This window comes from Butyricicoccus sp. (assembly GCF_977037065.1).
Genome location: NZ_CDRQNY010000002.1, coordinates 123,845 through 150,796, shown reverse-complemented (window position 1 = coordinate 150,796; position 26,952 = coordinate 123,845). Strand labels below are relative to the sequence as shown.

The 26,952-nt window shown below is 52.4% G+C and carries 21 protein-coding genes, 1 tRNA gene and 1 other annotated feature; of the genes, 9 read left to right on the top strand and 13 right to left on the bottom strand.

The window, feature by feature from the left end; translation table 11 throughout:
* Window positions 1-86: 86 nt before the first annotated feature.
* The 5 genes from ACWVX6_RS01560 to ACWVX6_RS01540 all read right to left on the bottom strand — a co-directional run bounded on the left by ACWVX6_RS01560 (window position 87) and on the right by ACWVX6_RS01540 (window position 5,549).
* Window positions 87-1,013: a hypothetical protein gene (locus ACWVX6_RS01560; RefSeq protein ID WP_455152150.1), complete on the bottom strand. Its 927-nt coding sequence runs from the start codon at window positions 1,011-1,013 to the stop codon at window positions 87-89.
* Window positions 1,014-1,148: 135 nt separating this feature from the next.
* The gene (locus ACWVX6_RS01555; RefSeq protein WP_455152149.1) at window positions 1,149-2,282 is read right to left on the bottom strand and encodes a Gfo/Idh/MocA family protein; all 1,134 of its coding nucleotides are present in this window, start codon (window positions 2,280-2,282) and stop codon (window positions 1,149-1,151) included.
* A gap of 17 nt (window positions 2,283-2,299) precedes the next feature.
* Window positions 2,300-3,301: a Gfo/Idh/MocA family protein gene (locus tag ACWVX6_RS01550; protein WP_455152148.1), complete on the bottom strand. Its 1,002-nt coding sequence runs from the start codon at window positions 3,299-3,301 to the stop codon at window positions 2,300-2,302.
* 109 nt (window positions 3,302-3,410) lie between these two features.
* Window positions 3,411-4,235 (bottom strand): helix-turn-helix domain-containing protein, encoded by an 825-nt coding sequence (locus ACWVX6_RS01545; protein WP_455152147.1) that lies wholly within the window; start codon window positions 4,233-4,235, stop codon window positions 3,411-3,413.
* Between the two features lie 111 nt (window positions 4,236-4,346).
* Entirely contained in the window at window positions 4,347-5,549 is a 1,203-nt protein-coding gene (locus tag ACWVX6_RS01540; protein WP_118753596.1) for a class I SAM-dependent methyltransferase, read from the bottom strand.
* Window positions 5,550-5,683: 134 nt separating this feature from the next.
* On the opposite strand from ACWVX6_RS01540, the gene ACWVX6_RS01535 reads away from it, so the two are divergent.
* Entirely contained in the window at window positions 5,684-5,851 is a 168-nt protein-coding gene (locus ACWVX6_RS01535) for a DUF1540 domain-containing protein (RefSeq protein WP_118761171.1), read from the top strand.
* 372 nt (window positions 5,852-6,223) lie between these two features.
* Here the strand turns inward: ACWVX6_RS01535 and ACWVX6_RS01530 are convergent, their stop codons facing one another.
* Both ACWVX6_RS01530 and ACWVX6_RS01525 read right to left on the bottom strand, forming a co-directional pair.
* Complete coding sequence (locus ACWVX6_RS01530) at window positions 6,224-7,576, bottom strand: MATE family efflux transporter (RefSeq protein WP_455152146.1); 1,353 nt, start codon at window positions 7,574-7,576, stop codon at window positions 6,224-6,226.
* 86 nt (window positions 7,577-7,662) lie between these two features.
* Window positions 7,663-8,598, bottom strand: coding sequence for an S-layer homology domain-containing protein (locus tag ACWVX6_RS01525; RefSeq protein ID WP_455152145.1), 936 nt, complete (start codon window positions 8,596-8,598; stop codon window positions 7,663-7,665).
* 205 nt (window positions 8,599-8,803) lie between these two features.
* Here ACWVX6_RS01525 and guaA point away from each other — a divergent pair, with 205 nt between their 5' ends.
* Window positions 8,804-10,360: a glutamine-hydrolyzing GMP synthase gene (gene guaA, locus ACWVX6_RS01520; RefSeq protein ID WP_117491254.1), complete on the top strand. Its 1,557-nt coding sequence runs from the start codon at window positions 8,804-8,806 to the stop codon at window positions 10,358-10,360.
* 281 nt (window positions 10,361-10,641) lie between these two features.
* On the opposite strand, the gene ACWVX6_RS01515 is transcribed toward guaA, so the two are convergent.
* A complete protein-coding gene (locus ACWVX6_RS01515) occupies window positions 10,642-11,280 on the bottom strand; it encodes a DNA-3-methyladenine glycosylase family protein (protein ID WP_455152144.1) in 639 nt (212 codons plus the stop codon).
* 206 nt (window positions 11,281-11,486) lie between these two features.
* On the opposite strand from ACWVX6_RS01515, the gene ACWVX6_RS01510 reads away from it, so the two are divergent.
* Window positions 11,487-11,562, top strand: a tRNA-Ala gene (locus ACWVX6_RS01510).
* 240 nt (window positions 11,563-11,802) lie between these two features.
* On the opposite strand, the gene ACWVX6_RS01505 is transcribed toward ACWVX6_RS01510, so the two are convergent.
* A complete protein-coding gene (locus ACWVX6_RS01505; protein WP_118761176.1) occupies window positions 11,803-12,891 on the bottom strand; it encodes an IS3 family transposase in 1,089 nt (362 codons plus the stop codon).
* A 315-nt stretch (window positions 12,892-13,206) separates the two neighbouring features.
* Between ACWVX6_RS01505 and ACWVX6_RS01500 the strand changes: the two genes are divergently transcribed.
* Both ACWVX6_RS01500 and ACWVX6_RS01495 read left to right on the top strand, forming a co-directional pair.
* Window positions 13,207-15,297, top strand: coding sequence for an ATP-dependent nuclease (locus tag ACWVX6_RS01500; protein WP_455152143.1), 2,091 nt, complete (start codon window positions 13,207-13,209; stop codon window positions 15,295-15,297).
* Window positions 15,278-17,146, top strand: a complete 1,869-nt coding sequence (locus ACWVX6_RS01495) for a UvrD-helicase domain-containing protein (protein WP_118761187.1) — start codon at window positions 15,278-15,280, stop codon at window positions 17,144-17,146. The genes ACWVX6_RS01500 and ACWVX6_RS01495 overlap by 20 nt, the downstream gene beginning before the upstream one ends.
* A gap of 129 nt (window positions 17,147-17,275) precedes the next feature.
* On the opposite strand, the gene ACWVX6_RS01490 is transcribed toward ACWVX6_RS01495, so the two are convergent.
* From ACWVX6_RS01490 to metG, 4 genes are all read right to left on the bottom strand, one after another.
* On the bottom strand, window positions 17,276-18,049 hold the full coding sequence (locus ACWVX6_RS01490; protein WP_118761188.1) for a TatD family hydrolase: 774 nt from the start codon (window positions 18,047-18,049) through the stop codon (window positions 17,276-17,278).
* A 12-nt stretch (window positions 18,050-18,061) separates the two neighbouring features.
* Window positions 18,062-18,826 (bottom strand): HAD hydrolase family protein, encoded by a 765-nt coding sequence (locus tag ACWVX6_RS01485; protein ID WP_118761189.1) that lies wholly within the window; start codon window positions 18,824-18,826, stop codon window positions 18,062-18,064.
* Between the two features lie 101 nt (window positions 18,827-18,927).
* Window positions 18,928-19,341 carry an EamA family transporter gene (locus ACWVX6_RS01480; RefSeq protein ID WP_455152167.1) on the bottom strand — a complete coding sequence of 138 codons (414 nt, stop codon included), beginning with the start codon at window positions 19,339-19,341 and terminating at the stop codon, window positions 18,928-18,930.
* 203 nt (window positions 19,342-19,544) lie between these two features.
* Complete coding sequence (gene metG / locus ACWVX6_RS01475; RefSeq protein WP_117752003.1) at window positions 19,545-21,479, bottom strand: methionine--tRNA ligase; 1,935 nt, start codon at window positions 21,477-21,479, stop codon at window positions 19,545-19,547.
* Window positions 21,480-21,999: 520 nt separating this feature from the next.
* Window positions 22,000-22,243 (top strand) — a binding site (T-box leader).
* A gap of 76 nt (window positions 22,244-22,319) precedes the next feature.
* On the opposite strand from metG, the gene ACWVX6_RS01470 reads away from it, so the two are divergent.
* From ACWVX6_RS01470 to leuB, 4 genes are read left to right on the top strand one after another with little or no spacing between them, the layout of a single operon-like run.
* Entirely contained in the window at window positions 22,320-23,831 is a 1,512-nt protein-coding gene (locus ACWVX6_RS01470; RefSeq protein ID WP_455152142.1) for a 2-isopropylmalate synthase, read from the top strand.
* Between the two features lie 21 nt (window positions 23,832-23,852).
* A complete protein-coding gene (gene leuC / locus ACWVX6_RS01465; protein ID WP_455152141.1) occupies window positions 23,853-25,115 on the top strand; it encodes a 3-isopropylmalate dehydratase large subunit in 1,263 nt (420 codons plus the stop codon).
* A gap of 17 nt (window positions 25,116-25,132) precedes the next feature.
* On the top strand, window positions 25,133-25,624 hold the full coding sequence (locus tag ACWVX6_RS01460) for a 3-isopropylmalate dehydratase small subunit (protein ID WP_117488093.1): 492 nt from the start codon (window positions 25,133-25,135) through the stop codon (window positions 25,622-25,624).
* Window positions 25,625-25,628: 4 nt separating this feature from the next.
* On the top strand, window positions 25,629-26,705 hold the full coding sequence (leuB, locus tag ACWVX6_RS01455) for a 3-isopropylmalate dehydrogenase (RefSeq protein WP_455152140.1): 1,077 nt from the start codon (window positions 25,629-25,631) through the stop codon (window positions 26,703-26,705).
* Window positions 26,706-26,952: the final 247 nt, after the last annotated feature.

The window sequence follows — 26,952 nt, the reverse complement described above, 5'->3', positions numbered from 1 at the left end:
CGGCTTGCCGTCGTACAGAACGGCGAATTTACAGCCGGCTGGGAGCAAATACTCCCAGCCGGCTGTGCGTAAACGGGTAAAGATGATTATCTGCAGGAATTATTGCCGCTGCAGGAATTGCTATTACCGCAGCCGCAGCCACTGCGATTGTCATTCACGCCGGCACTGCCGGTGAACAGACAGCCTGCCTTGTCGCTCTGCGGCGGGAAAAAGGCGTCGATGGGGAAGTCAAAGCTCGAGAAGATCTCGCACGGGTCCTGCTCACCGCCGACACCGCTGTTCGAGCAGTCGCGCCGCGGCAGACATACGTCGTAAGCGGGCATGAGCAGCTGGATGTCGCGCTCGAGTCGGATGATCGAGAATTGACCGAGGGTTACGAACAGCTGATAGCCATCGTTGCTGAGCACGAGATCGTCACCGCCAAAGCACGAGCAGATTGAACGGGGTACTTCATGCAGCGCGCAGCAGCAGCAGTTGCAGCTGGTTTCCGGCGCTACCACACGCGCGTCCAGCATGATCGGATCAACGACCTCTACGACTGCAGTCGGCTTGTTGCTGTCAGGCCGCAGCTGCACATCACGGCCGTCCTCGATATACTGCGAGGAAAAGATGCGCGCGCCGCCTTCACCGCCGAACAGTACAACGCGTTTGTCAAATACTGCAAGACCGTCCACAATACGCGGACGACCGATTACGCAGCTGATTTCACATTCAATGCGATAGAAAAAGCGGATATCAACGCTGTAAAAACCTCGATTAAACTGAATCCGCTCAACATCAATAGAAACACAGAGCAGTTCTGCTTCACGCGGCTTCACAGATGCGATGCCACCGGCATTGATCAGCTCCTGCGCATCGCGGGTGAGATACACGCGAATGTCACGCAGGCACTCCTTGCTGCGGCAGGAGTCATAAACCTTTTTGGTGTGGACGCAGACCGCTTCGCGGAAGCCGCCTGCACTGTTGCCGTTATTGCCGCCGATCGGACCCGGACAGCAAACTTTTTCAGCCATGTATATTACCTCCAAACAAAAATTGAAGCAACTTCAGTATCAATCTATTCGGAGATTTTCCGGGGTGTTACATTAAGAAGTCCCTCTGTACCTTCAATACAGAGGGACTTCCGTCAAAGAGGGATGGGGTCTGCTTTATACGTCCATCCAGACGCCTCCGGCCTTATGGCTGCGTACACAGGCCTCGACAAAGCGAACGCCGAGCACGCCGTCCTGTACAGTCGGGAAGGTGTCGGTCGTATTCTCGCGGCCTGCCTTGCGGTCGGAGAGCACATTACAGAACGAACGGTAAATATTCGAGAACGCCTCAATAAAGCCTTCGTTATGGCCTGCACCGACGCGGGAAAGCCGCGTGCTGGCATCAAGCAGATAGTCTGCACCGGCGGACAGCCGCTGGCTCGGCTGGCTGCGCGGCGTGTAGATCAGGTGGTCGCAGTCGGTTGCAGTCCATTCGAGCGAGCCTTCGGTGCCGATGACGTAGATGCCGCTGTCGCACTCGTGACCAATCGCAATCTGGGATGCCCAGAGCGTACCGGTCACGCCGCCCCCGAAGTCCATCAGCACGTTTACGTTGGTATCGAGCGGCAGATCACGCGGATAGGTGTCCATCATCGCCAGCACGCGCTTGACGTGCAGACCGGTGAACTGCGTTACCATCTGCTCTGCATGTGTGCCGAGATCGTTTGCACACAGCGAGGAACCGACCTTCTTCGGCTGAAAACGCCATGCCGAGGTGTCCACCTTGCCGTCAACCGCACCGGAAATGACCCAATCCTCCGGATGCTGCACGCGGACGTGCAGAATATCGCCGATTGCGCCTGCGCGGATCATCTCACGCGCCTGACGGATGAGCGCATAGCCGGTGTACGAATACGTCATGCCGAACAGCAGACCGCGCTCCTCCGCAATGCGGGCAAGCTCCTCGGCTTCCTCGGTGTGCAGTGCAAGCGGCTTGTCGCACATAACGTGGATGTCATGCTCGAGAAAGCACTTTGCGATCTCGTAATGCGTATCGTTTGCCGTCATGATGGAGACGAAATCAATGCCGTCCTCACGAGCGGATTCCTTGTCTGCCATTTCGCGGAAATCCGCATATACGCGGCTGGTGTTGGGCAGGTGATACGCCTCAGCGGTCGCGCGGTTCTTATCCATGCTGCGGGAGAAGCAGCCGCAGACCAGCTCCGCGGAATCGTCCAGCATAGCGCCCCAGCGGTGAAACTTGCCGATGAACGAACCAAGTCCGCCGCCGATCATACCAAATTTCAGCATAAAAATTACTCCTTATGTTATATCGTGAAGTCTACGGTCTCCACCTTGCCCGAGGTCTGTGATGCGATCATGGCATCCGCGATGCAGCAGGCTGCGAAGCCGTCCTTGCTGCCCGGACCTGCGGTCAGCTCAATGCCGCGCAGATGGTTGATCCAGTGCTGCAGCTCGTTGTCGTAAGCTTTCGGGAAACGCTCTGCCCAGTTGTCCATAATTTCACTGCCAACCTTGAGACGCGAACGGACGATCGGTTCTGCAGGCAGCGGCAGACGGATCGTTCCCTTTTCGCATACAATTTCCATGCCGATCTCGTAGCCGTAATAGCTGTTTACCGAGCACTCTACGTCAATCAGGATGTTGCTCTCGGTCCACATGAGCGCCAGCTGCGGGTCGTTCAGGCCGTCAGCGGCGAACGCAGTGTTGCGTGCCGCCAGCATTTGACCGCGGACAAGCTCCTCGCCGAACAGCCAGCGGAACTGGTCGATTTCGTGAATGAGCACGTTGGTTACCTGCATGGCGTTGGTGAATCCGGCTGCGATACGCGGTGTACGGCTGATGCAGTGCGCCATCAGCGGCCTGCCCAGCTCGCCGGAATCCAGAATGGCCTTGATCTTGCAGTAATCCGGGTCGTAACGGCGCATAAAGCCGACCTGCACCAGATTTTTGCCGGCGGCTTGCTCATTGCGGACGATCTCAGCGCAGTCCGCCTTGGTGGTTGCCAGCGGCTTCTCGCAGAATACCGGCTTGCCGGCAGCGATGGCCTTGTTGGTCACCTCGGCATGAACGCCGTCCCATGCGGTGATGACGATGGCGTCCACCTTGTCGGACGCGATGAGCGCGTCCACGCTCTCCATGCTCTCCGCGCCGTACTCGGCAGCGAGCGCGTCGGTCTTTTCCTTATTGATATCGTACAGCGCGGTGACAGCAGCGCCGTCGATCCGCTTGGTCAGCCGCTTGAGGTGCTCCTGACCGATAAAGCCGCCCGCACCGATGATACCTACCGCAATATTTTTCTTCTCCATGATCCGTGCCTCCTTGTTGTTCTTCGTGGCTCTCTTTATGCCTCTATTATAGAACAAAATCACACAGAGTCACGACAGGAAATTAACCACTTCTATGCAGAAATTAACATCAGAAGTTCATGGAGCGGAATTTGCTCGGCGTCATTTTTTCACGGCTGCGGAACACGCGGGAAAAGTGGCTTGCGCTGTTGAAGCCGCTCTGCTCGGCAATCTGCTCGATGGAGAGCGCCGAACCGGTCAGCAGCACCTTTGCGTGGCGCAGACGCTGCTCCTGCAGATAGTCATGCGGGCGAAAGCCGATGTACTTGGCGAAACACCGGATGAGGTGCGTCACGCTGACGTGGCACAAATCGGCAAGCATTTCGAGCGTGACCTCTTCCCGGAAGTGCTCGGCAATATACTCGACCGCTGGACGAATCACCTCGGGAATATCCGGTTTGGTGTCCGGCACAGCCAGACAGCACAGTACGGACTGAATGCAGACCGAAATGCGGTGCTCGTTGTACACTTGCTTGTCTCCATAGTGGAAAATCTGCTCGAAATGCCGGGAAATCTCGTGGTTTCCGTCAAAACAGATGCCGTGCTCATCGGTCAGCAGCCGGACATAGGCTGCGCTTTCGCCGCCGGAAAAGTGGAACCAGAGAAGCTCGGTCGGCTCGGTGACGTAGTACCGGTGGGGAAGGCGGCAGTCCATGAGTACAAGCTGTCCGGCGGCAGCGTCCGCATTTTGCTCTCCGCAGAAGGTGTGCAGCGAACCGCTGCGCACATACGCGCACAGGTACATATCCAGAAAATCACGCTTCACTTCATAGCCGGGCACGCACTGGTAGCGTCCGTACTGAATGAGATAATACAGGTGCTCCCGTGCAAACGGAGACGGAATGGTAAAGTCCACATGCGATGAGAGCAGCAGGCCTTTGTCGGGTGGTTTCACAGGCATCACCTCCGTGAGAGTATACAAAAATTATAATGCAGATTTACACAAAGAACAAGATCGTATCCGGCAGATTGCCTAAAATGTACATGGAAAACAAAAACAGGGGAATTAACCCATCAAATCCTCATCGGTGACGAAAAACTCGTTGTCGAGTTCCGCGCACCGGCGGTCCAGCTCAGAGGTCGTGCCGAGCGTGCGGCGCACGGCATCGTACTCGGCTTTCGCGCGGTTGTTTACCTTGCCAGTTCGCGTTGCGCGGATGAGCAGGTTTTTCGGGGTATCGAGCGGCGAAATATACTCAACGACAGACACCTTGTAGCCTTCGGCTTCCAGTTTGAGCGCACGCATGCTGTCGGTCAGCACATCGTTAAAGCGCGCCTTGAATACGCCGAATTTGGTCAGCGGCTCGAGTCCGGGCATGGTGTACTGATCGAGCAGTTCCTTGTGGCAGCACGGCACGCACGCGATGTATTTCGCCTTGGCGCGGATAGCTGTGCCAAGAGCCAGATCGGTCGCAATGTCGCACGCGTGCAGCGAAATCACAGCGGTGACGTTTTTCGGCGGCTGGTACGTCCGCAGGTCCGCGCAGATGAACGTCATATTGTGATAGCCGAGACGCTTGGCCATTGCACGGCTCTCATCAATAACGTGCTCCTTGATATCCACGCCGATAACACGGCAGCGACGATGCAGCACCTCGTGGATATAGTAATTCATGACAAAGCTGAGGTAGGACTTGCCGCAGGCGCAGTCCAGCAGCACAATTTCGTCGCTGTCATCCTGCTCGAACATCGGCGCAACCAGTTCGACGTAGTGGTCGATCTGATTGTACTTGCGGATCATGTCGTTTTTCAGCTTGCCGTCTGCGGTTAGGATGCCGATCTCGCGCAGCAGCGCTGCCGCCTGATCGACACGAATGAGGTACTGCCGGCCGCTGTCGAGCAGCGGATTGGCGGCAGCCGCCTTTTCCTCGGCGGTCGCTTCGCGCTCGGCCTGCTTCATCTGCACGCCGCGTGCCGTCACGGACAGCGTAACAACCGTGCTGCGCTCGGTGTAGGTGAGCACGCTCTCGTCGTATTTCTCGGCCTGCTCGGCAAAGAAGGTACAGAATTCAGCCGCGTCTACGCGGCGGTCGCTGCCCTGAAAATGCAGCGTGTAGTCCTCGTCCGCGCGGGACAGCTTTGCGTCAAATTTCTTTTTGCCGGAAACCAGGGTGCAGTCTGCCTGCACAAAAAAATCGCGGTTTTTGGTCAGCCGTGCTGAAATGCCTGCCAGCAGCAGCTTGAGCTTCGCGGAATCTCCCTTTTGCATGAATATCACAACCTTTATTGTAATGTTTTTTGTTTTAGTATAGCACAACGGAAAGCATTTCCGCAATTCCAAAGTATAATTTGTGGAAACGAGTGAGATAATATTACCGAAATCACAAAAGGAGGTCATTCTCTATGAGTAACGATCGCTGCAACAAGTCTATCCACTGCACGGTGGAGCAGTGCGCAAACCATTGTCCGACCGCTTCTTACTGTGCGCTGGACAGCATTACCGTTGGCACGCACGAGGCTAATCCAACGATGGATCAGTGCACCGACTGTAAGTCCTTCCAGCGAAAGTGATGCTGATTTCCCCTCGCAATGCAGAAAAGGGAGCCGGATTTGTCCGACTCCCTTTTCGGGTTTACCTATTAAAAATAAAGCGTTGGAATGCGCTGTGCTTTGACCTCGGAATCCTGCAGAACATATTGATTGAGCCACGTCGCAAAGGCTTCCGCGCCGTCGAAGCAAAGTGCCTTTGTGCCGTCCGGCGCAGTAACCCAGTAATCATGCTCGGTCGATGACTGCAGCCATTTGTCAAATTCAGCCTGATAGACTCGCGCGTTTTCGGCGACAAACGCCGGAACAGACAGCAGTCACTGACCACTCTGTCCCAAATCCGGAAAGATAAACGAAGCATTCTGCGACTGGTTATGCATTCTCCATCCTCCATCTTCAATTTTTCATTTTGAGTTCGGGCATCACCACATGCCGCATGGTCAAGTAGCACGCCAGACCGCCGATGCAGTTGGACACCGGCTCTGCCGCAAATACGCCGCTCACGCTGAGATTCCAGCAGTACGGCAGCAGCAAAGTCAGGGGCACAACAATGAACGCCTTGCGCAAAAGAGAGAAGAACACCGCGTATTTCGCCCGGCCCAGCGCGCGAAACGTACTCTGACCGGCATACTGGAACGCCATCATCACAAAGCCGAAAAAGTAAATGTGCAGCGCCGGAACAGCCGCCGCGACCAGTTCCGCATCCTGATTGAAAATGCGGATGAACAGGGCAGGGAAAAGAGAGACCAGTATCCAGACAAGCATGGTATATCCGATAGCAATCTGCGTCATAAACCGGATAGCATCCCGGGTGCGCTTGTACAGACCGGCGCCGTAGTTGTAGCTGATGGCGGTAGATGCACCGTCCGCGATGGCGAGCACCGGCGTCTGTGCAATCTGGCGCACGGAGTTAAGTACGGTCATGACGCTGATGTACAGGTCTCCGCCGAAACCGCGCAGCATGGAATTGCACGCCACCTGCACGAGCATATCCGTAAACGACATGACGAAGCTGGCGATGCCGAGCACGGTAATGCGCTGGATACAGTGCCAGTCCGGACGGAAACCGCGGAAATCCAGCTTTAGCTCGGCTTTTTTGCCGGTTAAAAACTTGACAACCCATGCAGCAGACAGAAACTGCGACAGTACGGTTGCGATAGCAGCGCCGCGCACGCCAAGGTGCAGTGCGAAAATGAAAATCGGGTCGAGCACGATGTTGGCTGCCGCGCCGAGCGCCACGGTGAGCATGCCGGTTCGGGCAAAGCCCTGACAGTTAATGTATGGATTGAGACCGAGCGACAGCATGACGCACAGCGTACCGAGCAAGTAAATCACGATGTACGAGGACGCATACGGGTACGTTACCTCACTGGCGCCGAATAGGTACAGCAGCGGGCGATGGAACGCGATGCCGAGCGCGGTCAGCACGGCACCGCTCAGCAGCAACATAAAGCCGGCGTTGACCATGATGCCTTGTGCGCCTTCACGGTTGCCTTTGCCGCGCGCCATCGCGCAGAGCGGAGCACCGCCCAGTCCGAACAGATTGGCAAACGCGGTAATGAGCGTCACAAAAGGGAAGCACAAGCCGATACTCGCCAGCGCAAGCGTGCCCTCGCCGGGGATCTTGCCGATATAAATACGGTCTACAATATTATACAGCAGATTGAGCAGCTGCGCGATCAGCATCGGTGTGGCCACCGCAAGTATCCTGCGGCGGATGCTGCCCTGAGAAAAGTCGATTTGCTGCAAACGAATACAGTCCTTTCAAAATCAGAAAAAGCAGGGAGAAGTCCAAGCTTCTCCCTGCTTTATTGTATCACTGCTGCTGATTTTCGTCAAGAATCCAGCAAAATCAGTGCGCGGTACAGCATTTCGCACGCCGTTCGGCGGTCGAGCGGAGTTTCGGGATTCTGCGCCTGCGCCGAGGTGAGCACGGAGACCCGTTCAAGACGGCTCATTGCAGGCTGCGCCCAGTCCTGCGGCGAATGGTCGGACATCGACCAAGCGTACTGCACACCGCTCAGCGTGCCGTCAAGCAGGTGGTCGAGCACCACGCCTGCCTCGGCCGTTGTGATGGTTTTCTCGCCGCGAATCTCACTTACGCCGGAGACGGTCGCGTAGCCGCTGACCAGTCCGTTTGCGGCTGCAGCGCTGATATACGGCTTGGCCCACGCGGAAAGTCCGCTGTCATCCGCAAAGTCGGTCTGGTCTGTCGGTTCAATGGACAGGTCTGCCGCGGCGGCTGTCATGGCGATGAACTCACTGCGTGTTACCGCTCGGCTGGGATGGAAAAACGCACAGCTGCCGATGGTTTCTCCGGTCATTACACCCTTTTGCGATAGATAGATTGCCGCGTAATGCGCCGGATCACCGTCCATGTCCGAGTAGGTGAGTCCGGTCTTATTCTTTTTAATTTCAATCGTGATAGCGGCAGGCTGCGCTGTGTTTCCCTCGGCATCCACGGCGGTATAGTGGAAGCTGTCGCGTCCGGCTTTGCGGCCCGGTGTGTAATATAAGGTACTGCCCTCGATCTTCGCTGTGCCCAGCCGCGGCTTTTCGGTAAGCTGATAGAGCACTACGTCGTTATCCGCGTCGGTCGCGGACAGTCTGGCCTCCACGGCGATATCCACGCAGGTCTGCGCCGTGACCGGCTGCACCACCGGTGCATTGTCCGCCGCCTGCGCGGTTACGGCGGCAGCGCCGATCAGTCCCGCATAGGCGAGCACGGTTGCGAGCAGCACCGCAATGATGCGAATCTGCCTGTTTTTCAAAATCCTTCACCCTTTCCGGTCGTTTCTTCTATCGGAAAGTATGCACGCGGCTGTTAAATTTTATACCGGATCGGCAGAATTCCGGTCTGTGTATGTTTTCTTCCTGTCGGGAAACGGAAAATTCCGCAAAAGCCCTTGCCGAAAACGCAGAAATGTGGCATAATTCTATTATATATACATTGGGAAAACAGAAAGGAGATTGGCGATGGAAAATCATCAGCTTGTTCTGGTGCTCGACTTCGGCGGTCAGTACAATCAGCTGATTGCACGACGCGTCCGCGAACATAATGTTTACTGTGAGGTCAAGCCCTATAAGACCTCGATTGAGGAGATCAAGGCGCTCAATCCGATTGGCATCATCTTTACCGGCGGTCCGAACAGCGTTTACGAGGAAAAATCCCCGAAGTGTGATCCGGCTCTGTTCGAGCTGGGCGTACCGGTTCTGGGCATCTGCTACGGCTGCCAGCTTATGGCGCATACCCTCGGCGGCGAGGTAACCGCAGCACAGGAGGACACCGCGCGCGAGTACGGCAAGACCGAGACCTTCTACAACACGGACTGCAAGCTGTTCAAGGGTCTGCCGGAGCAGGGCATTTCCTGGATGAGCCACGGCGACTACATGGCAAAGGTGCCGGAGGGCTTCGAGCTGGTCGCTCACACCGATATGTGCCCGACTGCTGCCATCGCTGACGAGAAGCGCGGCTTCTACGGCGTACAGTACCATCCGGAGGTAAACCACACCGAGAACGGTTCGCTCATGCTGAAGAACTTCCTGTATGAAGTCTGCCATGCAAAGGGCGACTGGACCATGGGTGACTACAAGAACAGCTCCATCAAGGCCATCCGCGAGAAGGTCGGTGACGGCAAGGTTCTGCTGGCGCTGTCCGGCGGCGTTGACTCCTCGGTTGCAGCGGCCCTGCTGGCTGAGGCAGTCGGCAATCAGCTGACCTGCGTATTCGTAGACCACGGTCTGATGCGCAAGAACGAGGGTGATGAGGTTGAGGCAGCTTTCTCCAAGTGGGACATCAACCTGATCCGCATGAACGAGGAGGACGCATTTCTCGGCGCTCTCAAGGGTCTGACCGATCCGGAGGACAAGCGCAAGGCCATCGGCGCACAGTTCATCCGCACGTTTGAGAAGATGGGCAAGCAGATCGGTGAGCAGGTCGGCAAGATCGACTATTTGGCACAGGGCACTATCTATCCGGACGTGATCGAGTCCGGCAAGGACGATGCCGCTGTCATCAAGAGCCACCACAACGTAGGCGGTCTGCCGGATTTCGTGGACTTCAAGGAGATCATTGAGCCGCTGCGCATGCTGTTCAAGGACGAAGTTCGTCAGCTTGGCTTTGAGCTGGGCCTGTCCGAGCAGCTGGTTATGCGTCAGCCGTTCCCGGGTCCGGGTCTCGGCATCCGTATTACCGGCGAGATCACCAAGGAGAAGTGCGACATTCTGCGTGAGGCAGACGCAATCTTCCGCGAGGAGATTGCAAATGCAGGTCTGGACAAGGAGATCAACCAGTATTTTGCCGTTCTGACCAACACCCGCACCGTAGGCGTTATGGGTGACAGCCGCACCTACGATTACGCACTCGCGCTGCGCGGCGTAACCACCAGCGACTTCATGACCGCTGACTGGGCGCGCATTCCGTACGAGGTACTCGATAAGGCTTCCAGCCGTATCGTAAACGAGGTTGTCGGCGTAAACCGTATTGTTTATGATATTACCAGTAAGCCGCCGGCTACGATTGAGTGGGAATAATTCGTTTACCAAGAAACATAAAGTCACCCCAAGTCTCGGGCAGCGGAAGGCTGTCCGGGACTTTCTCTATACGGTATTTTTAACCGAAAATTTGCTGATTCGGTCGATGAATTGCGAATTTTGACGAATCGGGTTAAAACGTTGCACAAAAAACGCTGAAAAGGTTGACAAACGCGGAAAATATCGCTACTATATATGTGCAGACAACGGAAAAGCAGGTGTCTGTCAACACTCCATTTTCTGATGAATCCGTTCCGTGAAGAAGCAGCCGGAACGGATTTTTATTTGTTTACAAGCGCATAATCGCGCATACCCGGTATCGCACCGCCGGAGACTTCCCATAGATACAGACTGGCCACGCTGCAGTACGGACTGAATCGCCGATGATATTTCTCAAACAGTTTGCGGTCAATTTTGCGGTGGTGATATACCATGCGCAGTCCGCGCTGGATCGCCAGATCATCGTAGCTGAACACGTTCGGCCGCTGCAGGCAGAACAGCAGGATCATCTCGGCAGTCCATACGCCGATACCCTTAAGCGAACTGAGTGCGCAGATTGCATCCGCGTCGCTCATGTACTTCACGCTTTCCAGATTGAAAGCGCCGCTGCGTATCTTTTCGGCAAAATCCGTGATGTATTCCGCCTTGCGGAAGGTCATGCCGAGCGACTGCAGCAGGGGAACACCGGCTGCGGCGATGCTGTCGGCGGTTACCGTGCCGAGCGCGTCCTGCATGCGCTGCCAGATGGTCGCCTGTGCTTTTATGGAAATCTGCTGCCCGATGATATGGTGCACGACCGAGGAAAACAGGTCGGTGTCCACTGTTCGGTTAATATGGCCGAGCCGGTCGATGACAGCGGCAAGTCTGCTGTCTTTGGCCTTGAGATAGTCGGTTTCGGTCTGTCCGTACGCGAAATACATGGCTGTCACTTCCTTATGCAAACAGTATAACAGAAAGCGGTTTGCAAAGCTAACAGGAGAGGATAAAACTTGGCAGTTCCGCCTAAATTTTTGGCAGCACTACCAATTTTTACTTTTCGATTTCGGTGATACTGCCAGATACTCTGTGCTTGACATTAACCAATCCGTTGCGTTATAATTTTTATGCAAAGTTTATTAGCTGAATCGGGGGCGTAGCTCAGCTGGGAGAGCGTTTGACTGGCAGTCAAGAGGTCATGGGTTCGATCCCCACCGTCTCCACCAAAATGAATGACCCTACCCAATTCGAACAAGTCGATGAGACTTGAGGATTGGGTAGGGTCATTTTATGTCCTGAAAGTCTTGGTATGACAGGGATTTCAGTGAGTGGCGCGCTGAAGCAAATATGAGACACGAAAATACAAACCGTCTCAAAACGTAGTAGAAAACGAGCAAATTAGGCGATTCGAACACGGATGTCTCATTTAACAGTTGCACAGCAGCTCTCTTCCATTTGGCATGGCGTCAGATTTTCAATGTGCGATGAGGTCGTTTGGTATTGTAAAACTCAATATAGGAAGCTACACTGGCTTGAAATGCTCTATCGGAAGGATGATTTTTCCGGTAGAGTTCTTCTTTTTTCAACGATGCGAAGAATGATTCTGCGACCGCGTTATCATGCGGCTTGCCGGGCTGAGAAAAGGATTGCTTCGTATTGTATTTATGCAAAAGCTGTTGAAACCGGTGAGAGGTATATTGCGCTCCACGGTCGCTATGAAAAATAAGACCAGATGGGGGATGGCGTTCTTCATGCGCCATTTTAAATGTTGCTGTGAGAAGTTGGGTGCTGTTCTTTTTTGAAACCTTATGTGCGATCACTTTGCGTGAGAAAAGGTCGATAATCACGCAAATATAAAAGTAGTGATCCCCAAGTTTAAAACAGGTGACATCGCTGACCCATCGTTGATTTGGCTGCTGAGCGTTAAATTGTTGCCGCAGGATATTTTTCTTTCGTTCCGGTTCACGCAGCTTTAGATATTCCTGCTTCGCCGTCGTCCGAACGCTGCTTAAGCCCATTTCACGCATGAGTCGCGAAACATATTCCGCGCTGACTTGGTATCCACGCTGAACGAGAATCGTCCGAATTTTCTCTGCACCCAGCACCTGCCTATATTCGTCAAACACATCACGGATGAGCTGGCAGTATTCTTGGCGACGTTTATCAAACCAAGCGTTGCCGCGCTTGCTGCGTAACATATGGTTGTAAAATGTACCGCGGTCAACATCCAGCGCCTCGCATATTGTGTGAACTTCATATTTTCCATAAAACGGCTCTAAAGCATGAAGCCGTTCCTTTAATGGTGCGGATACCAGACAATCAACAGATTTCAAAATTGTGATGATATTCTGCAATTTTTCAACTTTGCGCTGGAGTAATGCGTATTCTTGATAGGAAAATTTCAATGGCTTGCCCGAGCTGCCTGTCGGAAAAGATTTAAGCCACCGATATAAGGTGCTGCGCGGGATACTGAATTCACTGGAAAGAGCGATAACACTTTCTCCTTGCTGATAGCGTGCAACAATGAATAGCTTTTCTTCGTTTGAATATTTCATGGTGATGCCCTCCTTTACCAATCAAGGATAGCATAAAGAGTGAATATTAGAATAATTCCATAATCGCTTGTGGCGCGAATTGTTTTTTAATCAGCTTATCTTACGAATTAGATAGTGATCAGAGAACATGTTAATAAATATAACCGATGCATTCTAAATGACTTTGTATAATATAGACAAATGGAAAGAATGGAGGTATACTTTAAGAAAATAGGCGATTAAATGCATAAGACTTTTTTGATTGAAGAAGTTAATAATTGAAAATATACTCATTGTATATCATAGGAAATAATTCGTTAAGGTAGGTAGATTAGAATGAAACTGTCTAAACTGAAATTAAAGAATTATAGAAGCTTTGGCTCAGAAGAGCAGGTCATCTTAATTGATCAACTAACGACATTTATTGGAAATAACAGTGCGGGAAAAACTGCTGCACTGTCAGCCCTTAATTGTATGTTTTCTGAAAATAGTAATGATCATATTCTACACAGAAGTGATTTCCATTTGCCAAAAGATATACTCCCAGATGAAATGGAACAGCAAAGTCTTTATATAGAAGCAATATTTGAATTTGAAGAATTGCAGTCAGGAAGCAATGGTGGAGAATATACTATACCTATCTTTTATCAACACTTTGTTGTTGATAATCCTAGCGGACTGCCGTATCTACGAATCCGTCTTGAGGCCACATGGGAAAAAAGCAATACTATTGACGGCTCGATTGACAGCAAGATAAGTTATATTACTTGTCCGGAGTTTGCTGAAATTGAAGAAGGCAATCGAACAAATGCGTCTCGACGGGATCTGGATAAGATTCGAGTGATTTATGTCCCAGCAGTTAGAAATCCGTCTAAGCAACTGAAAAATGCATCTGGTACGATGATGTATCAGATCATGAGCAGCATCAACTGGAGCGAGAAAACAAAAGGGAACGTTAAAACTAAAATCAAGGAATTGAATGAACAATTTGAAGGAGAAAAAGGCGTTTCCATGTTTGGCGCGTCGCTGGGAAAGCAGTGGAAAATCTATGATTCTGATGAGCGATATTCGACAGCCAGCTTAAGATTCAACAGCACTGATATTGAAACATCTATTAGAAAAACAGAGGTTGTTTTTGAACCGACAGAAACGGGAAAAGAATATACGATAGACCAGATGGGAGATGGGTTGCGCTCTCTATTCTATATATCTCTGGTTGACAGCATATTGGATGTTGAAGGGCAAATGGTGAGAGAAATAGAGACAGATCCAGAACATACCTCTTTCAATAGAAAACCACCTATTTTGACAATTGTAGCACTTGAAGAGCCTGAAAATCACATCGCTCCACATCTGCTGGGGAAATTGGTGGGGAATTTGAAGGATATTGCAGAAAAAAACAATGCGCAGGCAATTATGACATCCCATTCTCCTTCGATTGTTAAGCGGATTGATCCGGAAAATCTCAGATATTTTAGATTAGATAGGGAGTTGTTGGAATCAAGAGTAAGATGCATCACCCTGCCGGATGAAGAACGTATGCAGGATCAATATAAATATATTAAGGAAGCGGTGAGAGCCTATCCGGAACTGTATTTTGCAAAACTCGTTATTCTGGGAGAGGGCGATAGTGAAGAAATTATCCTGCCGAAGTATTGGGAAGCCATGAATGGTAGCACAGATGTCAGCGGAATATCAATTGTTCCGCTCGGCGGTCGGCATGTCAACCACTTCTGGAGATTGCTAAATGATTTGGAAATTCCGCATATTACATTGCTCGATTTAGATCGAGAAAGAGATGGTGGTGGCTGGGGGCGAATCCAATATGTGCTTAAACAGCTCATTGCAAATGGGTATAACAAGGAAGAACTGCTCAATACCCAAGATGGAATACTAACTGATGCTCAGTTTAAAAAAATGTCTGACTGGAATGTATCTGATATTGTAACAATGCAGACTTGGATAGATTCGCTTGAAGAATATAATGTGTTCTTTTCTGCGCCGCTGGATATTGATTTTATGATGTTGGAACAAATAGGAAATGTATATAAACGGACATTAGATGCATCTGAAGGCCCTCGTATTGATATTATCCAAAAGGAAAAGAAAAAACGAACGCTCATTACAACAATTGAGAATGATAGCGAGGCGCATCCGGAATATGAAACTCGAATTCAAAAAGACATACAAAATACACTAAAAGAAGAAGGTGGTGATGGACATACCTACTCACCCGAACAGCAAAAGCTTATGGTATGGTACACATATTTCTTCTTGAACAGAGGAAAACCATCTACACATATTGCGGCACTATCTCAATTAAGTGACGAGGAGTTAAAAGAAAATATACCGCCAGTTTTGCAACGTTTAATTGAAACTGCTGATCACATTCTAAAAGGTGATAAGAATGATAATTGTGCATCCTGACAAATGGTTACCTTGCGACGGAATCTCGTTGGAGGAAGCTGCGGATACGGCCGTTCGCTGCAGCGACAGACATGTACTTGTTGTTGCAGGACCTGGCGCAGGAAAAACGGAATTGTTGGCGCAAAAAGCGGCATTTCTGTTTCAGACAAATCAGTGCAGAGAGCCTCAAAAGATACTTGCTATCAGTTTCAAAACGGATGCTGCACAAAATCTGAAAGAACGCGTGGAAAAACGATGTAGCACAGAGGTAAAAGGTAGATTCATATCAATGACATACGATGCATTTGCCAAAAGTATCCTTGACCATTTCCTATATGCGTTGCCCGACGAACTTTGCCCAGCTACCGATTACCTGGTGAATGATCCCGATATAATTGATGCAGCGTTTCATTGCGTTGGATTCAAAAACCCCAATGGCTTCACGCAGTCTAAACTGAAAACGGAATATGATGATATTCTGTCACGAATTAGTCTTCCTTTAACAGGAGATGGATTAGGGTATAAAGTGTGGCCACTATTATTAAAGGGATTTAACGGAAATAAAGCAACTCTGACATTTAAGATGATCATGATGCTTGCCGTGTATATCATTGAAACGAACCCGTATATTAAGCAAGCGTTACAAATGACGTATTCATTTGTGTTCCTTGATGAGTTTCAGGACACAACGGCAATTCAATATGCGTTTGTAAAGGAGTGCTTTTGGGGTTCTGGTACCAAGATAACATCTGTGGGAGATAACAAGCAGCGAATCATGGTATGGGCCGGGGCCGTAAAAACAATATTTAATGACTTTTATAGGGAACTGAATCCGAAAGGTGTACGCTTGACAATGAATCATCGTTCTGCGCCTAGATTAGTTGCATTGCAAAAGGCAATGTATGAGTCTTTGAAAGAGAAGGCGACAGAAGTATGTGTTTCTGACAACTGGGCCGAGAATGATGGGAACATTGCACTTTTTATTGCAGACAATGAACAACTGGAGGCTTCTGCTGTATCGAAGGACATACTATCGAAAATCTCAAATGGTGTAGAGCCACACGATATTTGTATTCTCTGCAAGCAAAAGCCACAGGACTACGCTTCAGCGATTATTGAGAAGTTGGAGCAACACGGCGTGCGTGCGCGCATTGAAACTGGCTACCAGAACCTTATCAAAGAACCAATAGTAGATTTGCTTATCAAATTCATGATATGTGCTGAAAGCAGAAAACAACCGAATGAATGGACTTTTATAGAAGAGTCACTGGTTGAGCTTTGGGGAATTAGCGGGATGCGGGAAAGTGATACCTTTGATGAAATGCAGAGGAAACTGTCTGCTGTAGTGAACATTGTAAAGAAGAACATACAGCAAAAGTTTGATACAGAGCAGTGGCACAGTACTTTGAATAGTATCATTAATTTTTTTGGCATTGGGAATATAAAGGCGAAATTCCCGGCGTATAAACAAGGTACTTACTTTATGGATGTAATCAACCAATTTGAAAGTCTCTTTTTTGAGGAATATGTAGCCGCACACGAAGTATGGAACCTAGCGATTGAAAACTTTCGCGGAGATCATTCCGTCCCTATCATGACAATTCATAAAAGTAAAGGATTAGAATACAATGCTGTATACTTTGTTGGATTAGAGGATTCTGCTTTTTGGAATTTTAGAAATCAGCCAGATGAAGATAGATGTACATTTTTTGTGGCGCTATCACGTGCAAAGGCGTCAGTTACATTTACATTTTGCAAAAGACGAACTGGCATGAAATACCCTATGCAAAGGCACAACGTAATTAATGAATTTTTCGATTTATTGCAAAGGCCTGGAATTGCAGAGGTAAAACATTTCCAAAACCGCTAATTGATTTCATGCACTTGAAATTATAAAATCGCAGCGAGACAACGATTTGCACCTGCATCTTTTCTGTCAACACCCGACATACAAAACAGGGACAAGAGGTTTTACCTCTTGTCCCTGTTTTGCTCTATCTTACCCGGAAATACCAAACAGCTGTCTGCCGTTTTCGGTTGTAATCCGTTCAACCTCTGCGGCACTTATGCCCTTGATTTCCGCGATAGTCTCAGCCATGCGATACACATACAGCGAGGAATTACGGCGGCCGCGAAACGGCTCGGGTGCCATGTAGGGCGAATCGGTCTCGATCATCAGTCGCTCAATCGGCACTTCACGAATGACTTCCTTCGCCTTTTTGGCATTTTTGAATGTGATAACACCGGTAAATGACAGATAATAGCCGAGTTTCAGCAGTTCGCGTGCCATTTCGACGTGACCGGCATAGCAGTGGTACACGCCGATCACATCCGGATACCGACGGGTGATCTCCATGCTGTCGGCGTGCGCATCGCGGTCATGCACGATGACAGGGAGGTGCAGTGCACGCGCCAGCTCCATTTGGCGGGCAAATACAACCTGCTGCCGCGCACGCGCACGCTCGTCTTTTTCCCAGTAATAGTCAAGACCAATTTCGCCGATGGCGCAAACCTTGCTTTCGTTCTGTGCCAGTGCGCGGATGGTCTCCAGATCAGCCTCCCAACCGTCCTCGATGTTCTCCGGGTGAATACCGACCGCCGCATATACAAATGGATATTTATTCGCGTAGCTGACCGCCTTGCGCGAGCTTTCCACATCACAGCCGGGATTGAGAATCAGGCCGACATTGTTCTCGGGCATGGAAGTCAGCAGCGTATCGCGGTCCTCGTCGAACCGTTCATCGTCATAGTGTGCATGTGTATCAAAAAGCATAGTAAACCTTCCTCAAATCCAGCCGAAATGCCTGCAGGCGTTCCAAAGTCCGTCCTTATCTACGTCTGTTGTGATGTAATCCGCTTTCTCCTTGAGCGCGGCGCGGGCATTGCCCATCGCAATCGACAGCCATCCCTGACCGAACATGCAGATGTCGTTCATACCGTCGCCAAACACTACAATATCCTCATCCGGAATGGATAAAAGCTGCTGAAAATAGCGAATACCTCGCTGTTTTTCCTTCGGCTCAACGAAAATCACATGGGGATTGTACCGCACAAGCGGCAGACCACCTGCGTCAATATGATTCTCCTCATCAGGCGCGCAGACGTAGTAAACCTTGTACAGATGCTCCAGTCTGTGATAATCAAAATGCGGGTCCCACAGAACAGGGAAGTAGTTCTCCGGTGCATACGGAAGAAAATTTTTATCCGTTGTTACGCATAGTTTCTCATTCTCCGGCGACACCGCCCACGGAATACCGGCCTGCTCGAGCCGCTCGATCAGCGCAATGCAGTCGGCCGCCGGCAGCGACTCCATCTCGACAATTTCGCCGTTGTGCGTTACGCTCCAGCCGCCGTCCGCTACAATGTCCGTGAAGCCGTAGCGCGCGGCAACGGCTGCCGCAGATGCCTGCAGCCGTCCGGTCGCAATGGCGGTAAAGTGGCCGTTCGCACGAAGCTGCGCCAGTGCCTTTACTGCGCTTTCCGGCATCATGGTGGTGAGACCGGTGGAAAGCGTGCCGTCAATATCAAAAAAGAAGTATTTTTTGTGCATGTAAAACCCTCAATAACAGAGTGAAGAGTGGAGAGTGCAGAAAACATAAATCTCCACTCTTCACTCTCCACTCTGTTCTTAACTCTTTTGCTTAAAATATATCACAGAATCATAAACAGCGTGCCTGCCGCAATCAGAATGCCGCCGATCACGCCCTTGAGCGTCACAGTCTCATGCAGGACAACAAACGCCAGAATCATCGTGATAACAACGCTCAGCTTGTCGATCGGGGCCACACGGCTGGCCTCGCCCATCTGCAGGGCCTTGTAGTAAAACAGCCACGAACCGCCGGTCGCCAGTCCGGACAGGGTAAGGAATACCCAGCTTTTGGCGCCGATTGCGCTTACGCCGCCCTGTTTTCCCAGCAGGAAGACCATACCCCATGCCATCACGAGCACCACAGCGGTTCGGATAGCAGTAGCAAGCGTGCTGTCCACATTTTCCACGCCGATTTTGGCTAAAATCGTTGTCAGTGCGGCAAATACCGCAGAGAGCAGCGCATAAATGATCCACATTGCATTTCGCCCTCTTGTCATAATTTTCGCTTCCTAAATTGTTGATTGTAGTGTGTGCGAAATTATACATGGGATAACACATCTGTTAACCCATTCGTGGGGCGGGCTGCCCTCAGCCCGCCGTTGCAACCGAGTGTTCCCGTTTATGTTCGGCGGGGTGAGGGCACCCCGCCCTGCGGAATCCGTTGTAAAGTGTGTTTATTTTAGCACAGTTTAGCGCCAGCCGGAATGCTGTCGTCCAGCATGAGCAGGTTGAGCTTTTCGTCCTTTTCGGCGGAAAGCAGCATGCCGTTGGACTCCTGACCCATCATCTTGCGCGGCGGCAGGTTGGTAACGGCGACGACCGTCTTGCCGACCAGCTCCTCCGGCTTGTAATACTTGGCAATACCGGACAGAATCTGACGCGGCGTGCCCGAGCCGTCATCCAGCTGGAACTTGAGCAGCTTATTGCTCTTCTTGACGTTCTCGCACGCGAGGACCTTGCAGACCGTCATATCGACCTTGCAGAAATCGTCAAACGGGATATCCGGCAGGAACTCAACTGCAGGCTTCTGCTCTGCCTCGGCAGCCTTCTTTTCCTCCTCGATCTCAGCGAGCTTCTTCGGAATGTCGATGCGCTCGAACAGGATGGAGGCTTCGCCGACCGGCTGACCCGGCTGCATGCCGTCAAACGAGGTCAGGCTCTCAACGCCCTTGTTTTCAACACCCAGCTGTGCGAAAATCTTGTCGGCGGTGTCCGGCAGATACGGCTTCAGCTCAACAGCGGCAAAGCGGATGGCCTCGAGCAGGTTGTACAGCACCGTGCCCAGACGCGCCTGCTTGCTCTCGTCCTTGGCGAGCGCCCACGGCATGGTCTCGTCGATATACTTGTTGGAGCGGCGCAGCAGTGCAAATACCTCGTCGATGGCGTCTGCAACGTGCAGGGTATCCATCTTCTTCTCAACAGCTGCCGGCAGACCGAGTGCGACTGCCTTCAGTTCGTCATCAAGTGCTTCCGGTGCGGTCGGCGCCGGAACAATGCCGCCGAAATACTTCTTGGTCATGGCAATCGTGCGGTTGACCAGATTGCCGAGCACGTTTGCGAGGTCGGAGTTGATGCGTTCGCAGATCAGCTCGTAGGAGAGCACACCGTCATTTGCGAACGGCATCTCGTGCAGAACGTAGTAGCGGATGGCATCCACACCGAACAGGCGAACCAGATCGTCCGCGTAGATAACGTTGCCGAGCGACTTGGACATCTTGCCGTCGCCGACCAGCAGCCACGGATGACCGAATACCTGCTTGGGCAGCGGCTCGCCGAGCGCCATCAGGAAGATAGGCCAGTAAATCGTGTGGAAGCGAATGATATCCTTGCCGATCAGGTGCACGTCCGCCGGCCAGAACTTCTTGTAGTGCTCATCGTGATTGCCGTCCGGATCGTAGCCACAGAAGGTGATATAGTTGGTAAGCGCATCCAGCCAAACGTAAACAACATGGCCCGGATCAAAGTCTACCGGAATGCCCCAGCTGAACGAGGTGCGGGAAACGCACAGGTCCTGCAGACCCGGCTTGAGGAAGTTGTTTACCATCTCGTTCTTGCGGCTCTCCGGCTGGATGAACTCGGGGTGCTCCTCGATGTGCTTCATCAGGCGGTCGGCGTACTTGCTCATGCGGAAGAAGTATGCCTCCTCCTCAGCGTCTACACACGGGCGGCCGCAGTCCGGGCAGCAGCCGTCCTTCAGCTGGCTCTCGGTCCAGAAGGACTCACACGGCTTGCAGTATTTGCCCTTATACGCACCCTTGTAAATATCACCCTGATCGTACAGCTTTTTGAAGATCTTCTGCACCTTTTTCTCGTGCATCGGGTCGGTGGTGCGGATGAACTTGTCATAGGTGGTGTTCATCAGATCCCAGATGGTCTTAACCTCACCGGCAACCTTGTCAACGTGCTGCTGCGGCGTGATGCCGGCTGCCTCGGCCTTCTCCTGAATCTTCTGACCATGCTCGTCCGTGCCGGTCTGGAAATAAACGTCGTAACCGGTCATACGCTTGTAGCGTGCGATAGCGTCGGCCAGCACGATCTCGTAGGTGTTGCCGATGTGCGGCTTCGCCGAGGTATAGGCGATCGCCGTTGAGATATAATAGGGTTTCTTGTCCATTCGTGTATTCTCTCCTTACATATATAAATATGTTTTATGCGTGACAGCAGGGAACAGGGAACAAAAAATCCTCCGTTCCTGCAATGGCCTGTATTTTGCCACTGCAAGGACGGAGGACAAACCTTCCGTGTTACCACCTTGCTTTACGCCTTCCTCGCGGAAAGGCGCCTCAGCGGGTAGGATGCTACCCATCGTCCTCGATAACGGCAGGACTTTGCCGCCGCAGCCTTGCATACTATTACAAAGTAAGTTCGGTGCGAAGCTCCAAGACCATGTTCGGCAGTGCCCTCCGCGCTCCGCTTTCACCGCCCGGAACTCGCTTTGACGTACTTCACTGCGTACTCTTCTCTTCACAGCTTTTAACAGATGCGCTCAGGAAAACAGCGTTTTCCTGTATACAGTGTTATTTTACTATATTGGAGAAGGTTTGTCAAATCTGTTTGCGGTGCAGTATGCCCGGCGCTGCCTTAAAAAAAGTCTTGACAACAGCGGCTCAGAGGTCTAATATAAAAACATATTGATAAAGGTGATGAACGGGTAAAGTAATTGTCACCCCCGTCCGCAGAGAGCTGCCGGTTGGTGTAAGGCAGCGTCAGGAAGCAGTGAAACTCGCCCGGGAGCTGTCCGCTGAAAGTCCTTCGGACCGGTAGGAGGGAACGGATACCCACCGTTACAGGGGAGCGCATTGTCAGATGTGCATAGAGGGGTCGCACCATACTGCGGCAACAAGAGTGGTACCGCGGAGCTTTCGCTTCGTCTCTTAATGATTGGATTAAGGGACGGAGCTTTTTTTGTCCCTGTAAACCCGGTAAAATTCTGAATAGGAGAGGACAAGATACCATGGGAAGAACAGTTAAGATTTTTGATACGACGCTGCGTGACGGTGAGCAGTCTCCCGGCTGCAGCATGAACCTGAATGAGAAGATCGAGGTTGCAAAGCAGCTCGAAGCCCTCAAGGTTGATATCATTGAAGCAGGCTTTGCCGCTGCTTCGCCCGGCGATGCTGCTGCTATCGCAGCAATCGCTGATACTGTACGCGGCGCTACCATCTGCTCGCTGGCACGCTGCCGTGAGCAGGACATCGAGGCGGCATGGAACTCCATTCGCCGTGCAGAGTCTGCCCGCATTCACACCTTCCTGGCAACCAGTCCGGTACACATGGAGTACAAGCTGAAGATGACGCCGGATGAGGTGCTGGAATCCGTAGCACATAACGTGGCCTTCGCCAAGAAGTTCTGCTCGGACATCGAGTTCTCTGCTGAGGACGCAACCCGCACCGACCTCGACTTCCTGTGCCGCGTCGTTGAAACTGCCATCAAGGCCGGTGCTACTACCATCAACATTCCGGATACCGTCGGCTACATGATCCCGCAGGAGTACGCCTCCCGCATCAAGTACCTGCGTGAGCATACCGAGGGCATCGAGAACATAATCCTGTCCTGCCACATGCACAACGACCTTGGCATGGCCGTTGCCAACTCGCTGGCAGGCGTTGAGGCCGGTATTGACCAGATCGAGTGCACCATCAACGGCATCGGCGAGCGTGCCGGCAACGCCTCCATGGAGGAGTGCGTCATGGCGCTCAAGACCCGTGCCGATCACTTCGGTATCGGCTGCAACATCGAGACCACCCAAATCTACCGTGCAAGCCGCATGATCCAGACCATTACCGGCGTTGCTGTTGCACCGACCAAGCCGATCATCGGTGCAAATGCGTTCGCACACGAGGCAGGCATCCACCAGCACGGCGTAATGGCCAACAAGGAAACCTACGAGATCATGACTCCGGAATCCGTCGGTATCCCGAAGAACGCGATCGTGCTCGGCAAGCACTCCGGCCGTCACGCCTTCGAGGAGCGTCTGCATGAGCTGGGTTACACGCTCGACCATGAGAAGCTCGAAAAGGCATTCGAGAAGTTCAAGGTTCTGGCCGACAAGAAGAAGGTCATCAAGGACCGCGACCTCGAGGGTCTGATCGGTGCTGTTCCGGTTTCCGGCGAGGAGCGCTATACGCTCGACCGCTTTGTTATCAACTCTGGCAACACCATTACCTCTACCGCTGTTATCCGTGTCAAGAAGGGCGACGAGATGTTCGAGCGCGCTGCCGCTTCCGACGGCCCGATCAACGCATCGTTCCATGCGATCGACAAGATCATCGGCAAGGAAATCGTTCTGGAGGATTACTCGCTGCGCGCACTGACCGACGGCGAGGACGCACAGAGCGAGGCTATCGTCAAGATCCGCGTAGACGGCAGCAACGATGTTGTTACCGGCCGCGGCGTATCGGTTGACGTTATGGAGGCGTCCATCAAGGCGTACATCAACGGCATTAACAAGTATTTTAACGACTAATTCAGCAGGAGGAACGCTGTTATGGGTATGACAATGACGCAGAAGATCCTCGCAAAGCATGCGGGTCTGGAAAGCGTAACGGCAGGTCAGCTGATCGAGGCAAACGTAGATCTCACGCTGGCAAACGATATCACCGGTCCGGTTGCCATCCGCGAGATGGAGAAGGCGGGCTTCGACAAGGTGTTCGACAACACGAAGATCGCGCTCGTAATGGACCACTTTGCACCGAACAAGGATATTAAGTCCGCTGAGCAGTGCCTCGAGTGCCGCGAGTTCTCCAAGAAGTACAACATCGTAAACTTCTTCGACGTTGGCGCAATGGGCATCGAGCACGCGCTGCTGCCGGAAAAAGGTCTGACCGCTCCCGGTGAGCTTATCATCGGCGCGGACAGCCACACCTGCACCTACGGTGCACTGGGCGCATTTTCGACCGGCGTCGGTTCTACCGATCTCGCCGCAGGCATGGCGACCGGCAAGGCGTGGTTCAAGGTGCCGAGCGCGATCAAGTTTGTGCTCACCGGCAAGCTGAGCCCGTGGGTATCCGGCAAGGACGTCATCCTGCACATCATCGGCAAGATCGGTGTGGACGGCGCTCTGTACAAGTCGATGGAGTTCGTTGGCGAGGGCGCACACGAACTGTCCATGGACGACCGCTTCACCATCTGCAACATGGCCATCGAGGCCGGTGCAAAGAACGGCATCTTCCCGGTAGACGACAAGACGATGAATTACATCAAGGGCCGCGTAAACCGCGAGGTTACCGCATTCGAGGCCGACGCTGACGCCGAGTACGAGCAGACCATCGAGATCGACCTGTCTGCACTTCGTCCGACCATTGCGTGCCCGCATCTGCCGGAGAACACCAAGACCATTGACGACCTCGGTCATATTGAGGTTCAGCAGTCGGTCATCGGTTCCTGCACCAACGGCCGCATCGACGATATGCGCGTTGCAGCCGAAATCCTCAAGGGCCGCAAGGTAAATCCGAATGTGCGCACCATCATCATCCCCGCAACACAGGAAGTTTACCTGCAGTGCATCGAGGAGGGTCTGACCAAGATCTTCATTCAGGCTGGCGCTATCGTTTCCACGCCGACCTGCGGCCCGTGCCTCGGCGGTCATATGGGTATCCTGGCGCATGGCGAGAAGGCGGTTTCCACCACCAACCGCAACTTTGTAGGCCGTATGGGTCATATCACCTCGGAAATTTATCTGGCAAGCCCGGCCGTCGCTGCCGCAAGTGCGGTAGCAGGCTATATCTGCGCACCGGACGACCTGAAGTAAGGGAGGAAACACATACCATGAACGCAAAAGGCAAGGTTTTCAAGTACGGCGATAATGTCGATACCGACGTTATCATCCCCGCACGTTATCTGAATATTGCAGACCCGAAGGAGCTGTCCACCCACGCAATGGAGGACATCGACGCGGATTTCGTAAAGAATATGCACCCGGGCGACATCGTTGTCGCAACCCGCAACTTCGGCTGCGGCTCCTCCCGTGAGCACGCACCGCTTGTTCTCCGCGAGAACGGCGTTTCCTGCGTTATCGCGTCCTCGTTCGCGCGTATCTTCTACCGCAACGCCATCAACATTGGTCTGCCGATCCTCGAGTGCGAGGCAGCGGCGAACGGCATTGATGCAGGCGACGAGGTAGAGGTCAACTTCGACACCGGCGTGATTACCGACGTTACCAAGGGCGAGAGCTGGCAGGCAGCTGCATTCCCGCCGTTTATCCAGAATATCATCAAGGCAGGCGGCCTGCTCAAGTCGCTCAAGGAGAGAGAGGCATAATCCCATGGAATACAATATTGCTGTTGTTAAGGGCGACGGCATCGGCCCGGAAATCGTATCCGAGGCTATGCTCGTGCTCGATAAGGTCGGCAAGAAGTTCGGTCACAAGTTTAATTTTCAGGAGGTCCTCGCAGGCGGCTGCTCGATCGACAAGAACGGCATTCCGCTGACCGATGAAACCATCGAGATCTGCAAGAATGCGGATTCCGTGCTGCTCGGCGCGGTAGGCGGCCCGAAGTGGGACGATGTGCCGAGCGCCAAGCGTCCGGAGAAGGCACTGCTCGGTCTGCGCTCTGCACTGGGCCTGTTCGTTAACCTGCGTCCGGCGCAGATGCACAAGGCACTCGCTGATGCCTGCCCGATCAAGCCGGAAATCATCGGGGACGGCTTCGACATCCTCGTTTGCCGTGAGCTGACCGGCGACGTTTACTTCGGCAAGCACTATCGCCGCGAGAGCGACAAGGGCTGGGGCGAGACCGGCGCGGACGACATGAACTACTCGGTTTATGAGGTAGAGCGCATCGGCCGCCGTGCTTTTGAGATGGCGATGAAGCGCAATAAGAAGGTCTGCTCGGTAGACAAGGCAAATGTGCTTGAAACCAGCCGCGTATGGCGCGAGACCATGCACCGCATCAAGGACGAGTACCCGGAGGTCGAGTACACCGATATGTATGTTGACAACTGTGCGATGCAGCTCGTCCGCAATCCGGGTCAGTTCGATGTTATCGTGACCGGCAACCTGTTTGGCGATATTCTGTCCGATGAGGCTTCCATGATCACCGGCTCTATCGGCATGCTGCCGTCCGCTTCCATGAACGAGAACGGCAAGGGTATGTATGAGCCGATCCACGGCTCCGCGCCGGATATTGCAGGCAAGGGCATCGCAAACCCGATTGCTACCATCCTGTCCTGCGCGATGATGCTGCGCTACTCCTTCGGTCTGAAGGACGAGGCAGACGCCATCGAAACCGCTGTTGAGAATGTCCTCAACGCAGGCCACCGCACCGCGGACATCGCCGCAAAGGGCGAGAAGGTGCTGTCCACCTCCGAGATGGGCGCACTGATCCGCGAACAGCTTTAAGGCAATACCGCATAATTGAACAAGAGCGATTTGCGAGCAAATTTTGTGTACCGACGAGGCGCGGTTTTGCAGTAATACTTAATGTATTACTGTGAAATCTCGGCAGCGCGGACGGAACTCGCGCAAGGAACCGAAGCCAAAGTCAGGACACAAAATTTCCGCAAAGCGCCGCAGCTTTAATTGTGTGGTGTTGCCTTAAGAATAATCAGGAATGAGTAATCCGTAATTACTCCGTGAATTTTTCCTA

What these genes read in the sequence shown, in the direction of transcription:
- ACWVX6_RS01560 (WP_455152150.1), bottom strand. Translation starts at nt 1,013, where the DNA reads ATGGCTGAAAAAGTTTGCTGTCCGGGTCCGATCGGCGGCAATAACGGC.
- ACWVX6_RS01555 (WP_455152149.1), bottom strand. Translation starts at nt 2,282, where the DNA reads ATGCTGAAATTTGGTATGATCGGCGGCGGACTTGGTTCGTTCATCGGC.
- ACWVX6_RS01550 (WP_455152148.1), bottom strand. Translation starts at nt 3,301, where the DNA reads ATGGAGAAGAAAAATATTGCGGTAGGTATCATCGGTGCGGGCGGCTTT.
- ACWVX6_RS01540 (WP_118753596.1), bottom strand. Translation starts at nt 5,549, where the DNA reads ATGCAAAAGGGAGATTCCGCGAAGCTCAAGCTGCTGCTGGCAGGCATT.
- ACWVX6_RS01535 (WP_118761171.1), top strand. Translation starts at nt 5,684, where the DNA reads ATGAGTAACGATCGCTGCAACAAGTCTATCCACTGCACGGTGGAGCAG.
- guaA (WP_117491254.1), top strand. Translation starts at nt 8,804, where the DNA reads ATGGAAAATCATCAGCTTGTTCTGGTGCTCGACTTCGGCGGTCAGTAC.
- ACWVX6_RS01515 (WP_455152144.1), bottom strand. Translation starts at nt 11,280, where the DNA reads ATGTATTTCGCGTACGGACAGACCGAAACCGACTATCTCAAGGCCAAA.
- ACWVX6_RS01505 (WP_118761176.1), bottom strand. Translation starts at nt 12,891, where the DNA reads ATGAAATATTCAAACGAAGAAAAGCTATTCATTGTTGCACGCTATCAG.
- ACWVX6_RS01500 (WP_455152143.1), top strand. Translation starts at nt 13,207, where the DNA reads ATGAAACTGTCTAAACTGAAATTAAAGAATTATAGAAGCTTTGGCTCA.
- ACWVX6_RS01495 (WP_118761187.1), top strand. Translation starts at nt 15,278, where the DNA reads ATGATAATTGTGCATCCTGACAAATGGTTACCTTGCGACGGAATCTCG.
- ACWVX6_RS01490 (WP_118761188.1), bottom strand. Translation starts at nt 18,049, where the DNA reads ATGCTTTTTGATACACATGCACACTATGACGATGAACGGTTCGACGAG.
- ACWVX6_RS01485 (WP_118761189.1), bottom strand. Translation starts at nt 18,826, where the DNA reads ATGCACAAAAAATACTTCTTTTTTGATATTGACGGCACGCTTTCCACC.
- ACWVX6_RS01480 (WP_455152167.1), bottom strand. Translation starts at nt 19,341, where the DNA reads ATGTGGATCATTTATGCGCTGCTCTCTGCGGTATTTGCCGCACTGACA.
- metG (WP_117752003.1), bottom strand. Translation starts at nt 21,479, where the DNA reads ATGGACAAGAAACCCTATTATATCTCAACGGCGATCGCCTATACCTCG.
- ACWVX6_RS01470 (WP_455152142.1), top strand. Translation starts at nt 22,320, where the DNA reads ATGGGAAGAACAGTTAAGATTTTTGATACGACGCTGCGTGACGGTGAG.
- leuC (WP_455152141.1), top strand. Translation starts at nt 23,853, where the DNA reads ATGGGTATGACAATGACGCAGAAGATCCTCGCAAAGCATGCGGGTCTG.
- ACWVX6_RS01460 (WP_117488093.1), top strand. Translation starts at nt 25,133, where the DNA reads ATGAACGCAAAAGGCAAGGTTTTCAAGTACGGCGATAATGTCGATACC.
- leuB (WP_455152140.1), top strand. Translation starts at nt 25,629, where the DNA reads ATGGAATACAATATTGCTGTTGTTAAGGGCGACGGCATCGGCCCGGAA.